This is a genomic window from Novosphingobium sp. MMS21-SN21R (assembly GCF_031846015.1).
GTDB lineage: Bacteria > Pseudomonadota > Alphaproteobacteria > Sphingomonadales > Sphingomonadaceae > Novosphingobium.
On sequence record NZ_JAVRDU010000003.1, the window covers coordinates 387,346 to 400,705 of the forward strand.

9 protein-coding genes are annotated in these 13,360 nt (G+C 59.4%); 5 read left to right on the forward strand and 4 right to left on the reverse strand.

The annotated features are described in order from the left end of the window. Positions 1-23: 23 nt before the first annotated feature. On the reverse strand, positions 24-1,217 hold the full coding sequence (locus tag RM192_RS18015) for an acyl-CoA dehydrogenase family protein (RefSeq protein WP_311509034.1): 1,194 nt from the start codon (positions 1,215-1,217) through the stop codon (positions 24-26). Between the two features lie 12 nt (positions 1,218-1,229). Beyond that, on the reverse strand, positions 1,230-3,254 hold the full coding sequence (locus RM192_RS18020) for an FAD-dependent oxidoreductase (RefSeq protein WP_311509035.1): 2,025 nt from the start codon (positions 3,252-3,254) through the stop codon (positions 1,230-1,232). A 133-nt stretch (positions 3,255-3,387) separates the two neighbouring features. Between RM192_RS18020 and RM192_RS18025 the strand changes: the two genes are divergently transcribed. Further along, positions 3,388-4,005 (forward strand): TetR/AcrR family transcriptional regulator, encoded by a 618-nt coding sequence (locus RM192_RS18025; RefSeq protein ID WP_311509036.1) that lies wholly within the window; start codon positions 3,388-3,390, stop codon positions 4,003-4,005. 23 nt (positions 4,006-4,028) lie between these two features. On the opposite strand, the gene RM192_RS18030 is transcribed toward RM192_RS18025, so the two are convergent. Both RM192_RS18030 and RM192_RS18035 read right to left on the reverse strand, forming a co-directional pair. Next, on the reverse strand, positions 4,029-5,171 hold the full coding sequence (locus tag RM192_RS18030) for a thiolase family protein (protein WP_311509038.1): 1,143 nt from the start codon (positions 5,169-5,171) through the stop codon (positions 4,029-4,031). Further along, positions 5,168-5,596, reverse strand: coding sequence for an OB-fold domain-containing protein (locus RM192_RS18035; RefSeq protein ID WP_311509039.1), 429 nt, complete (start codon positions 5,594-5,596; stop codon positions 5,168-5,170). Before RM192_RS18035 ends, RM192_RS18030 begins: the two co-directional genes overlap by 4 nt. Positions 5,597-5,906: 310 nt before the next feature. Here RM192_RS18035 and RM192_RS18040 point away from each other — a divergent pair, with 310 nt between their 5' ends. The 4 genes from RM192_RS18040 to RM192_RS18055 all read left to right on the forward strand — a co-directional run bounded on the left by RM192_RS18040 (position 5,907) and on the right by RM192_RS18055 (position 13,330). After that, positions 5,907-6,572, forward strand: a complete 666-nt coding sequence (locus tag RM192_RS18040; protein WP_311509040.1) for a hypothetical protein — start codon at positions 5,907-5,909, stop codon at positions 6,570-6,572. Between the two features lie 189 nt (positions 6,573-6,761). Next, a complete protein-coding gene (locus tag RM192_RS18045) occupies positions 6,762-9,275 on the forward strand; it encodes a TonB-dependent receptor domain-containing protein (protein ID WP_311509041.1) in 2,514 nt (837 codons plus the stop codon). 167 nt (positions 9,276-9,442) lie between these two features. Further along, the gene (locus RM192_RS18050; RefSeq protein WP_311509042.1) at positions 9,443-10,630 is read left to right on the forward strand and encodes an alpha/beta hydrolase; all 1,188 of its coding nucleotides are present in this window, start codon (positions 9,443-9,445) and stop codon (positions 10,628-10,630) included. 102 nt (positions 10,631-10,732) lie between these two features. Next, positions 10,733-13,330: a glycoside hydrolase family 2 TIM barrel-domain containing protein gene (locus RM192_RS18055; protein WP_311509043.1), complete on the forward strand. Its 2,598-nt coding sequence runs from the start codon at positions 10,733-10,735 to the stop codon at positions 13,328-13,330. Positions 13,331-13,360 lie beyond the last annotated feature (30 nt).

Here is a 13,360-nt window from a genome sequence, read left to right on the forward strand (position 1 = left end):
CATCTCCCCGGACCCAGTGTTGCTTATGCGCTGGCTGCCTTCACGATGTTCGAAGGCACCAGCGTTGGTTGTCCATGCAATAGCTGGTTTGCAATGATGGCATAATGCATTTCGGTGGCACCTTCGGCAACGCACTTGGCGCGCGCATCGCGCATATAGCGGTTGACGCCGGTTGAATTCATGATGCCGCTGCCGCCCCACATCTGCACCAGCTTGACGCAGACATCGAAGCAGGTTTCCCCGATAAAGGCCTTGCAGATATTGCCCGCTTCGGGCGAAACCGTGCCCGCTTCGAACTGGCGTACGGTATCATACAACAGTGCACGGCAAGCGGTGATCTTGGAATGACATTCGGCCAGCCAATAGCCCAGCGGCTGCAGTTCGGACATGGCCTTGCCGTAAAGCGTGCGATCCTTGACGTATTCGATCGTCTTGTCGAACAGACCCTGCGCACAGCCGATCGACGTGGCAACATGCGCCAGCAGGTTGGCGTGATTGGCCGCGCGATGGGAAAAGCCGCCCTTCAGCAAATCACCCAGAATATCGTCCTCATCAATGCGGACGTTATTGAAAGCAATCGAACCGGTGTTGGTGCCACGCCAGCCCAGCTTGTTTTCATGCGGCGCAATTTCAAACCCGGGATCATCACGCTCGACAATCACGCAGCCATAACCTTCTGCACCGTCGCGCGCGCGGGTCTTGCCCATGACCAGCCAGGTCATTGCCGTGCCTTGCGTGCAATAAAGCTTCGAACCATCAAGCCGGTAGCCGTCGTTGGCACCAGCATCGGGGATGATCTTGGTCAGGTGGCTGCCGATATTGGCCGCGCCCGCAGGCTCGCTCTGCGAATAGGCCATCAGCCGTTCGCCCGATGCGCTGGCAGGCAGGATGCGCTGCTTCTGCTCTTCTGTGCCAAGGATTTCGACCGCCTTGGGGCACAGGACCATTTGCACCGTCAACATGCCGGCAAAGGCAGGGCTGGCCTTGGCCAGTTCCTCGCTTACCAGACAGACCGAGACCAGGTCAGCGCCCGAACCACCATAATCCTGCGAAGTATAAAGCCCGTACAGCCCCAGTTCCGCAGCCTTGCGCACCAACGAATCCGGTGTGTGCTCATCCAGATCGATCTGGTTGGCAATCGGTTCGATTTCCTTGCGCGCAAAGGCTTCAGCCATGTCGCGAAGCGCGCGCTGATCATCAGTTAGCCAATCAAGCATCAAACATCCCCTTTAGATATTGCGTGCAAGATAGGCAGCTTCGTGGATCGAATTGCCGTAGGAGCGCGGCTTGCGCGCGTCTCCGATCACTTGCACCTGGATCCCGGCCTTGGCGAGCTGGGTCGAAATCGGATCATGGGCCACGCGCCCCGGTGAAACCACCAGTGTTGCACAGGCGATTTCTTCCTTGCTGCCATCTTCATGGGTCACAGTGACCGTGCCATTGCCGACATTTTCCAAAGCAACGCCCACTTCCGGCTTCAGGCCAACTTCACCTGCCCACATCATCACATAACGGGTTCGCGATCCGATATAGGACGTCGGGGCAAAAGTGGCCTTGGGTTCCAGCAAGCGCACACTGCGTCCGGCGCGGGCCAGATCAAGCGCCAGTTCCACGCCTTCAGCTGCGCCCCAGACCACCACGGGGCCTTCGGGCAGGGTATCAGGCCCTTCGCCAAGCGCGCGGTCGATCGTCCGGGCAAAGCCGCTTTCCAGTGCCGCATCAAGCCCTGCCACATCGGGCAGGTCCGCCACGGCACCTGTTGCCACAACCACAACATCGGGCTTCTGGGCCAGAATGCGTTCCACCGTCAGTTCGGTTTCAAGATGGACCGTGACGTTTGATTTGCCAATCATCAGCCGATGCCATTCAGGCTGATAGGCAATCTGCTCCATGTTGCGCAACGTGCGGTAATTCCCCGCCCAGTTCATCACGCCGCCCAGCTTGTCCGACTTTTCGAACAAGGTGACATCATGGCCGATCTGGTCGGCGGTGATGGCATATTCCATGCCTCCCGAACCGCCACCGGCAATAAACACGCGCTTGGGGCGGTTGGTGGGGATGATGCGGTAATCGCGGTCCCGGCTGAAGGCGGCATTCTGGGCCGAACCTGCCACGCCCTTGTTGAAGATGTTGCCGGCCAGCAGCGATGCTCCGGTGCGGGTGGACTTGCGGATTTCCTCTTCGCGGCCTTCGGCAATCTTGCGCGGAAAGTCCGGGTCGTCCAGCGACTGGCGGCACGATGCAAAGAAGTCGGCCGCGCCTTCGCCAATCATCGTGCGCATCTGGTCGGGTGTGTTGATGTTGCACGATCCCATCAAAGGCATATCAATGCCGCGCGCCTTCAGCCCGTCGCGCATACGTTTGATATAGGGCAGCGCTACAAGGTTGGGCACATAGAAGCCCCCGCCGATCACTTCGCCCGACGTGACTTCCTGGCTGCGGCTCTTGGCCGGAAGCATCGAACCGAACGTGCAGTCCATCGCGTCCACGCCCAGCGCATGAAGGCGCGTGGCATAATGTTCGATGAAGTATTCGACGTCATAGCCGCCTTCGAAGTTCTCTTCGCAGACCATGCGCGGGATTTGCGGGTAATCCTTGCCGCACAATTCCTGCGCGCGCTGGATGATCCGTTCGCAGAACAGGAATCGGTCGGCATAAGCATCGTTGCGGCCCTGATTTTCCAGCAGCGACAGCGTTACGTGCGGCAGCGAACCATGGCAGAAGTGGTACGAAACATAATCGTAGCCCGCTTCCTTGGCGCGGCGGGCGGCCTGCGCAAAGTCTTCGACCAGTGAATCATATTCCTCGGTCGTCACCACGCCGGGTTTCTGGTTGCCGATGGGATACTTGCCCGATGGACCGTGCGATACGGTGCCGGGAATCCAACCCTTGCCCGGTTCCAGCGGCGTGGATGCACCGGCCCCCACGATCAACCCGCCATAGAACAACTGGATGCCTGCCAGAGCGCCGTTGTTGTGGATCACTTCCACCAGTTCGCGGTGGCTGACGATGTAGGTATCGTCATAAATGCCGAACATGCGTTCGTTGATCAGGCCTTCCCAACGGACACAGGTCGCGCCCACACACACTGCGCCAAATCCGCCAGCGGCCAACGCTTCATATGCCCCCACGGCCTGCCGCGTTACATAGCCACGGTCGTCAGACATGTTCATCGTCGTCGGCGCATGGACCATGCGGTTCTTGAACGTCAGGTTCCGGGTCTTGAACGGTTGAAGAAGGGGATCGTTCGTCATGTTCTCTCTCCTGCGCGCGGGCGCGCAATCACAGCGCTGCCGTTGATTCGTCCGTAAAGTTCGACACAGTGTCGATAAATAGTCTTAATGTCAATTAATGGACACAACGCTTTGTATTTGCTACGGTGACGTGATGGAAGCCGTCGTACCTTTGCCTTCGAACCCTACGCTGCAATCTGCCCGAAAGGCGTTTGCCCGCGCGCACATCTGCCAGGCCGCGCGCGAATTGTTTTTTCGGCAGGGATATGGTGCCACCACGTTCGATCAAATCGCCAATGCCGCTGGTACACGCCGCACCACGCTCTATTCGCATTTTCGCGACAAGGCAGAAATCCTCGAACAGATTGCCGACGAATATCAGGATGGGCTGTGCGCAATGGTGGATCTGCTGCATGGCCCGGTGCCAGACCGGGATCAGGTGCAGGCATGGATCGCTGAAATAGTCGGATTTGTTCGCCGGGAACGCGCGCCCGCCACGCTGATCATCGGGCTTGGCATTGGTCAGGATACCCCGGACGCCATCCAGCGCACCAGCGAACGCTTTGCCCAGACACTGGCAACGCACATTTCGGCCTTTGCCAAAGCGGCCAATCGCGCGCCTGAAAACGCCCGCGCCTCGGCCTGGGCCAAAGTCGTGTTGCGCGAACTCAGCCTTGCCTGTCTTCAGGCCGCACGTGATGATAGCAACAGCGAAGATGCCCTCGCCGTTGCCACCGATCTGTTTGCATGGTTCGTGCGCGAACACGCCTGACGCGCCGCGCAACACCACGGCCATCAGGCCTTTTCGAAAATGTGGACCCCAGCTGCGGCACCCACGCCAAAGCCAAGCACATGGGTGAGGCCGATCCGGGCACCCGCCACTTGCCGCGCACCTGCCTCGCCACGCAACTGGTCGATGATTTCAACCATGTTGGCAACGCCGGTGGCGCCAATCGGATGGCCCTTTGACAAAAGCCCGCCCGATACGTTGACCGGTATGCTGCCGCCCAGCGCCGTTGCGCCGGAATCGATAAACCGCCCTGCCTCACCTTCGCCACACAGGCCAAGGTTTTCGTAATGCAGGATTTCTGCGGTCGCAAAGCAATCGTGCAGCTCGACAAGGTCCAGATCTTCCGGACCCATGCCGGCCATTTCATAAGCCTGCGCCACGGCGAGGCGCGTGACCGAATTGGGATCGAGCATGTCGGGATTGCGCGGCTCGAACGGATCAGACGTCAGTGCCGACCCGCGCAAGCGCACCGCGCGGCCAAGGCCCAGTTCGCGGGCCTTCTTTTCGGACACCATTATCAAGGCTGCCGCACCATCGACATTGGCCGAACACATCAGCTTGGTCAGCGGATAAGCGATCATTTCGCTGGCCATCACTTCTTCCAGCGGCGTTTCCTTGCGGTAGGCAGCCTTTGGATTCATCGTGGCGTGATGATGGTTTTTGACCGCAACTTGCGCAAACTGGGCCAGCGTCGTGCCATAGGCATTGGCGTGGACCATGCCCGCTTCGGCAAACAGCGCAGGCATCGATACCGAACCGAACAGGCCTTCGGGCGGTGGGCCATCCACGGGCGATCCCGCCAGCATCCCGCGCGGGTTCTTTTCAGCGCCAACGGCCAGCACCACATCGTAAAGACCGCTCTTGATCGCCACATACGCTTCGCGCACGGCGGTTGCACCCGATGCACAAGCGTTGGATACATTGACGATCTGCACCCCGGTCTGGCCGATCTGCTGCATCATCTTCTGGCCCAGCATCGACGCTGCGTTGAAGGTCGACGAGGCATAGACCGCGCCGACATCCTTGATCGACAAGCCGCAATCATCCAGCGCCATCAGCGTGGCGTCAGCGGCAAGCTGGAAATAGGTCCGGTCGGGATAGCGGCCAAAGGGGATCATCCCCGCACCGACGATGTAGGCATCGCTCACTGGGCGTCTCCTGCTACGAAATGAAAGCCGACATAGGGGCTGCCATCGGCATCGCTCGTGCCGCCAGCATCATCGAACACGAGGCGCACCGGCAATCCGGCCTTCAGCGCTTCGGGCGCAACACCCTTCAGCGTCCCTTTGAAGGAAAGGCCACCGTCAAGATCGACAATCGCCGACACAAACGGCACGGCCACACCGGGATAGCTGCGATGGACAATCGACCATGTGTAAAGCTTGCCCGTCTGCGCTGACCGGTAAGGCGCCGGCGGCACCCGGCTCGCGCAGGCCCGACATGCCATCGTCGGCACCGCCATTACAGCACCGCAATCCTCACAACGGTAACCCTCGATCCAGGCAGTGCCATCTGCACCCACGCGCACCGACTTGTTTCCTGCCTTGGCCATGAGGCCTGAATTAGACGCCAAAATGCTCTCCCGGGATATCTTCGGGGGAATGGCGCCCACCAAACTGCTTCGGCTGGCCAGACCCATGAATGAACAAGCACTATTGCAATAATGCCGGGTGTTGCAAATGATTCTTGGCGCTGTTGCTACGAGGCCTTGAATATGATCCACATGCGCTGCATTCTGATTTCTGAGAGGCGGGATCGGAAGCTCGCCCAAGCACCGGTCAGGGAGGCCGAAAGAATTGGCGGATGCAATCGCTGAATCGCAGCGCAGCCCAGTAGCGCCCCGACCAAAGCCTTGGGGTTCGTATCGCCGTGCTGTCCGGATCATGTCCTGCGGTGCGGTCGTACGCGCCGAAATGGAAGACGACGTCCATCACTTCACCCTGGAACTCGCGCATGCCGACGGTATCGTCGCAACGGTAACCGGAGAAGCTATCCGCACACCTTGGAGCATCTGCCCCGGCGCCCTTGCCAGACTCTCGGATCTTGAGGGAAAGCCCCTCGACGACCTGATCGCTTTGTCGGCAAACGATCGCGCTCAGCAATGCATGCATCTGTTCGACCTTGCGCTGCTTGCTGCAAGACATGCAGTAAAGAGCGACTTCGCAACCATTTACCGCGTAGACGGCGACTTCGACCACACACCCCCGCGGATGCGGCTGTGGCGTGCTGGCGAGGAAGTTCTGGCGTGGTCCATCATCGATCAGTGCATCGCCGGATCACAGTATGATGGCGTTCCCCTCAACCGGCTGGCTAGTGCTCTCGAAGATGCAACCGAGCAGGACGCCGAGGCAGCACTCATCCTGCGGCGTGCATCCCTGATCGCTGCAGTACGCACGCTCGACCTCGATCAATACCGCGATGCGGACCACGTAAATCCCCATGCCCCGGCAGTTTGCTTTGCCAGACAACCCGAGAGGAGCGCAGACGCTGCGCGGGTCATCGGCAGTGGGCGGGACTTCTTCGGCACCGCGCGCTGGCCGCTCAGCTGATGCACCGGGCGATGGTTACAATTATGCAACAGGCACGGATCAACGCACCCCCGTCAACTCCTACAATTGACGATGACCATGAGCCCTGTTAGTTAGAACGAGCATGTCTCATTGCATTATCCAAATGGGTTTAGAGGCAGGTTGAGACATTAGGCCCAATCGGGTCAGTGATTTTGGGGAGGATATTGAATGGCCAAGGTTTTCTATAATTCGCTCTTTGCTACGACAGCGCTCGCGCTGACGCTGCCGACCGCAGCATTCGCGCAGGAAGCCGCCGACAGTACAGATTCGCAGGCGCAGGTTGGCGAAATTCTGGTTCTTGCGCGTCGTACCGCTGAACGTCTGCAGGACGTTCCGGTCAGCGTCCAAGTGGTCACCGGCGAAGCGCTCGCCAACCAGAACATCACCTCGGTTGACGAAATCGGCAAGCTCGCTCCGGGCCTTTCGCTGGTGAATGCTGGGGCGAACACCTCGGTCACGCTGCGCGGCGTTACCTGGCAGCCGGGTTCGGGCACGCCTGCGACCCCGATCTATTTCAACGAAGTGCCATTCAATCCGGGTGACACGATCTCGACCCTTTTCGACATCGGCCAGATCGAAGTACAGCGCGGCCCGCAGGGCACGACGCGCGGCGCCCCATCGATCTCTGGCGCAGTGACCGTGACCACCAAGAAGCCAGATCTCGCTGAATGGGGTGGCTACGTTTCAGGCTTCTACGGCCAGGCCAACCACAGCGACATTCAAGGCGCGATCAGCATTCCACTTATCAAGGATGTGCTGGCTGTCCGCCTTGCAGCCAATATCGAAGATGGCGAAGGTTCGCGCATTTACAGCGTCAACAGCAACATCAAGCCGCTTCTTAAGGACCGCACGTTGCGCGCAACCGTGCTGCTGAAGCCTACCGACACACTCACCTTCAATGCCATGTACCAGCGCCGCAAGACCCAGAAGCGGTTTTACGCGCAGGTTGTCGGCACCGGCAGCCCCGGTTTTGCCGCAATTCGCATTCCCGCCAATTTCAACGGCCCTGCGCTGACCGGTGAAGATCGCGCTGCGGTGCAGGACCGCCCGGGTTCGGTTGATGAGCATTACGACATCCTGACCGCCAGCGCGGATTGGGAAGTGTTGGGCCACACCGTAAGCTACAACTATGGCCGGGCGTTCAGCCGCAACAAGCCAAGCTTTGCAGAGGTCGATCCTCTGAACATCCTGCCTGGCTTCTCGCCGTTCACCTCGCCTAGCAACATTGGCCTGCCGAAGTTCGTGACGAACGAAGCTCGCATTTCGTCGATCAAGAACCCAGATCGTCCGTTCGACTATGATATCGGCTGGTTCTCGCGCAGCAGCGACGGTGTTCAGAACTTCGATGCTCCGACCTACCTCCCCGGGGCATTCGGCAACCCTGCGACCGCATTCCCGGGTGCAGTGACCACACCGAATCCTGCCTATGTGCTCAACAGCTCGACCAATATCGGCCTGGGTCAACGTTTCGACAGCTTCTACGGCAACATCCGTTTCTACATTACGGACCGTACCGAGCTCAGCGGCGGCATCGCTATCCTGAAGGACAGCATCCCGGTCGCAGTTGACATCAAGACGTTTGCTGCACGTGTAAGTTCAGGTTCGCTGGCCGCCATCGTCAGCCAGTTCCCGGCGCAGTTTCAGCCGCTGATCACCTCGTGCGAAATTGCAGGCGCATTTGCCCGCAACCCGCTCCTGGTTACCAGCCAGTCCTATCCAGGCACCTGCGACGCGGCTTTGCCAAACGGCTTCCGCAACTCCAGCCAGAGCAACAACGACAAGTACTCGAAAGCGGTCTACAAGTTCTCGCTTTCGCACAAGTTCAACGACGACTTCATGGTCTATGCGACGACCGGCAGCTCCTATCGCAGCGGTTTGCCTGCGATCAACAACCCGGGCCTGCCAAGCATCTACCTTACGCCAAAGCCCGAGACTGCAAAGTCTTACGAACTCGGCGTAAAGTCGGCGTTCAGCCGCAACCTGCAGGTAAACCTGGCTGTGTTCCAGCTTGACTACAAAGATCAGCTGACCACGTTCGAAGGTGTTCGCTACTTCAATACGGTTGCAAACGCCGTCGCCCAGACCAGCCTTGCATTCTATCGCAACATCGATGCCCGCGTACGTGGCTTCGAACTCGAGATCGCTGCACGTCCGATCGACAACCTGACGCTGGGCGCCAATGTCAGTTATTCGCAGATCAAGTCGCAGGGAGGTACCGGCCCTTGCAACGACGTGACCCGTCCGATCAACGCTGCCAACCCGATCAACACCTGCCCGATCGCCAAGGGAACCGTGTTGAACACGCAGGCTCCGTTCCAGGCTTCTTTCAACGGCGCATACCAGCAGCCGCTGACGGATTCGATGGGGGCGTATTTCCGGTTCAACGTCAACGTTCAGGGCCACAACCCGAACTTTGGCAACTTCCGGACCGGAACGACATTCAAGGACACACCGTCCTATGCCGTGGCTGATCTGTTCCTCGGCCTGAACGACAGTGATGGTGCTTGGGATCTGGGCGTTTACGCCAAGAATGCCTTCAACAAGCAGACCGAACTTAACCGTATCCTGACCGCAAACACGATCTTCCCGTCGTTTGCCGCACCTTCTGGCTACGACGTTGTCCGGTACAATGCGCCGCGTGAAATTGGTGTATCTCTGCGCTACGCGTTCGGTTCACGCTGATCGAACACTCGCTAATGAGCGGGGCTGTGAACCAGCCCCGCTCAAATCACCAGCAAGCCCGGCAAGTTAACGCGATGAAAGCGATCTGAGATGGTTTTCGAGCAGACACCCGGGCAAACAATGAACGCCGTTGTCTCAACGGCGTTTTTTGCATTTTGCAGGGTAGCATGAACGCATTGTTTCCGTCCCGGATACTGCGCGGCCTGGCGGGGATCATACTTGCTCTGCTGGGCCTCGCAGCCATCGGCCTGTTCGCACCATCCATCCCAGTTCTGGGTGAGGTCGGCCCACTGTTGATGGCCAGCCATGGCCCATGGATTTCAATCCTGGCACTGGTCGGCGCAATCTGGGCTGGTGTTCGTTGGCGCCGCAACCGCAGGCGAATGGCCTTCGTTGTGGCACTTCTGGCATTGACGGCGACACTCGGCATGACGTTCGGACAGCTTCGGCAAATATCCGTGGCGCAGGCCAATGATGTAAAGATCGATCTGGCTCAGGCCCTTCTTGCAAGCGGGCAGGCAGTCGGCAGCGCTGTACCACAGACGATAATATATGCCCGCCAAGGCGGGCAGGACTTGCCAATCGACATATACAAGCCGGTCGGCGCAGCATCAGGCAGGTCCGCTCCAATCTTCATCTATGTTCACGGCGGAGGGTGGGGCGCCGAAACGCTGCGCCAGCGCCAGGCCGACCTTCGCTGGTTTTCTGAACGCGGCTATTTGGTTATGTCGTTCGAGTATCCGCTGGCAACCGAAGACAGGCCGACATGGAATGTCACGCAGCCGTTGCTTGGTTGTGCCCTTGTATGGGCCAAAGCCAATGCAGCACAACTAGGTGGCGATCCGGCAAGAATGGCGCTCTGGGGTGAATCGGCGGGCGGAAACCTTGCCATCAATATTGCCTACATGGCCAACGCCGGAACCCTGAAGCCCGCGTGTGCAGGATCACTTCCCAAGATTGGCGCCATCGCAGCGCTCTATCCTGTCGTCGACCCTGAACGGATGTACCACAATCCGGCACCGCTGATAGGCGTGTTCGGCCGCATGATGACCACGCGGTATACCGGCGGCACACCGGCGCAATACCCTGATCGATATCACGAAATCGGTTCGGCCACGCATATCACCGCAAAAGCGCCGCCCACCTTGCTGATCATCCCCGAAGCCGATCATCTGGTGGTGCCCGAAGCAGCTTACGCCTTTGCCGAAAAGGCAAGCGCTGCAGGGATCAAGGCACGTCTGCTGAGAATGCCCTTTGCCGAACATAGCTTTGATCTGCGCAGTGGCAGCATTGGCAACCAGTTCGTCAGACAAGCGATGCTTGGCTTTCTCGCGGAAAACGGCCTTGAACCCTGATATCGACTAAGCTTTTCTACCACTGAAAGAACAAGTCCCATGCCGATAGAGACAAACACTTTTCCTCGTCGCGCAATTTTAAAAGGCGCGGCCGCTACCAGCATGGCCCTGTCCATCGCTGCAAGCACTGCAGCCACCGCCAAGGCGCTTGGCAAAGCAGAGCCGATGCGCGACATGCTGTTCGACAGCGACTGGCGTTTCCACCTTGGCGATGCCGCAGATGCCCACTTGCCGCAGTTTGACGATGCCGCCTGGCGCAAACTTTCGTTGCCTCACGACTGGAGCATCGAAGACCGCCCCGGCGCACCGAAACAGGCCGAAGGCTGGGTGCCGCCGGTTGCCATGTGGAACCCCGGCCCGCACCCGAAGGACGCCCCCGTCGTCTCACCCGAAGTTCCGATCGTCATGGCCTCGGTTCATCCCACTGTGCCGGGCGGGCCACCGCGCAAGGTAGGGCCGTTCGATGTGGACCAGACCGGTTTTGGCTGGGGCATGGGCTGGACCGTTGGCGGCGTGGGCTGGTATCGCAAGCACTTCACGCTGGCACCGCTTATCGCAAACGAAAAGGTCGAAATCCGCTTCGATGGGGCGTACCTCATTACGGAAGTCTGGATCAATGGCGTAAAGCTTGGCCGCAATATCAACGGCTACATGGGCTTTGCTTTCGATCTCACCCCGCATCTCAACGCCAATGGCCTCAACATCATCGCCGTGCGCGTTGCCAATGAAGGGGAAACCGCGCGCTGGTATTCAGGTTCCGGCCTGTTCCGCCATGTCTGGCTGAACCGCACCGGCAATGTGCGCGTGCCGCTCTATGGTGTTTCCACCACAACCCTCGATGCCGATGCCCAATCCGCGCGCGTTGCCATTGGCGTCGAAGTTGAAAATGCAGGCGCTGCAACCACCAGCGTCGAATACCGCATCATCGCCCGCAACGCACGGGGCAAGACCGTTGCCAGCACCACAGGCAGCCTGACCGTGGACGCCGCCAAGACTGCGCGCATTACCGCAGACCTTGCGTTCTCGCGCCCGGCCCTATGGTCGCCGCAAAGCCCTGCGCTGCACACCGCTGAGATCGAACTGCGCAGCAACGGCATGGTGACGGACCGCTATTTCCAGCGTTTCGGCATCCGTACGATCACCGTTTCGCCCAAGCTTGGCCTGCAGATCAACGGTAAGACCCACCAGTTGCAGGGGGCCTGCCTGCATCATGATCATGGCATTCTGGGCGCGGTTGCCATTGACCGGGCCGAACGCCGCAAGGTGGAACTGGCCAAGGCGCACGGCTTCAACGCCATCCGCTGTTCGCACAACCCGCCCACGCCTTATTTCCTCGATGTCTGCGATGAAATGGGCATGATCGTCATGGACGAAGCTTACGACGCATGGGAAGAACCCAAGCTGATGAAGCAATATACCGACCGCTTCTTCAAGGAGCACTGGCGGATCGACCTTGCCAACATGATCCGCCGCGACCGCAATCATGCGAGCATTGCCTTCTGGAGCATTGGCAACGAAATCCACGAAGCGATTTCCCCGCGCGGCGTGGAAATTGCCACGATGATGCGCGCCGTCATCCGCGAACACGATGCTTCACGCTTTATCACGCAAGCGATTACGGCGTCCTATTCCGGCAAGAAGGGCGAAGCGGCCCGCGCCCAGTTGGACGTCACGAGCTACAACTATTCGTTCAACGCGGTGATGAAGGACAGCAAGGACTATCCGGACCTGACCTTCACGACCACCGAAACCCATTCCTATGATGCCTGGGACATCAAGCAGCGGATGGACCAGAACCCTGCCTACATGGGTGAATTCCTGTGGACCGGTCAGGATTACATCGGTGAAGTCGGCAGCGGATCATCGCGCCTGCGTTCAAACACCAAGCCGCCCGAGGAAGAAAAGAAGATCATCTTCGGCATGGATGTGTCCATGCTCAACTTCTATGTGTGGGATTATCCGGCCTATCAATCGGGCTCGGGCGAAGTGGATCTGCTCGGCCAGAAAAAGCCGCCAAGCCATTATCGTGACGTTGTCTGGGGCCGCACCAAGCTGGCGCTGTTCGTCCAGCGCCCCGTGCCCGAAGGCTATCACGAGGAACAGACCGCGTGGGGCTGGCCCGATGTGCTGGAAAGCTGGAACTGGGATGAAGCCAATACCCAGCCGATGGTCGTGCACATCTATTCCAGCGCACAGGAAGTGGCGCTTTTGCTCAACGGTGCCGAAGTGGCGCGCAAGGCGCTGACCGATGTCGACAAGATGAAGACCACGCTGAACGTACCGTACAAACCCGGCACGCTGGTTGCGGTCGCTTATGCCGGGGGCAAGGAAGTGGCGCGCAAAACGCTGGAAACAGTGGGCGCCCCTGCAAAGCTGCGGCTGCGTGCCGAACGCAAGGTGATCAAGGGTGACGCCAGCGATCTTGGCTATGTCTTTGCCGAAGTGACTGACGCGCAAGGGCGGATTGTGCCCGATGCCGCCGTTCCTCTGGTGTTCGAAGTGGCCGGTGCCGGCGCATTGCGGGCGGCAGGTTCAGCCAATCCTTATGGCATCGAAAGCTTCCAGGATGGTCGGACCCGCAGCTATCACGGCACGGCAATGGCCATTGTGCAACCGGTGAAGCGGCGCGGGGACGCGATCGTCCGCGTATCCAGCCCCGGCCTGGCAGGCAGCGCACTGACCATCCAGATGAAGGGCTGACGTGTTTTCAGGGGACCGCACCAACGGTCC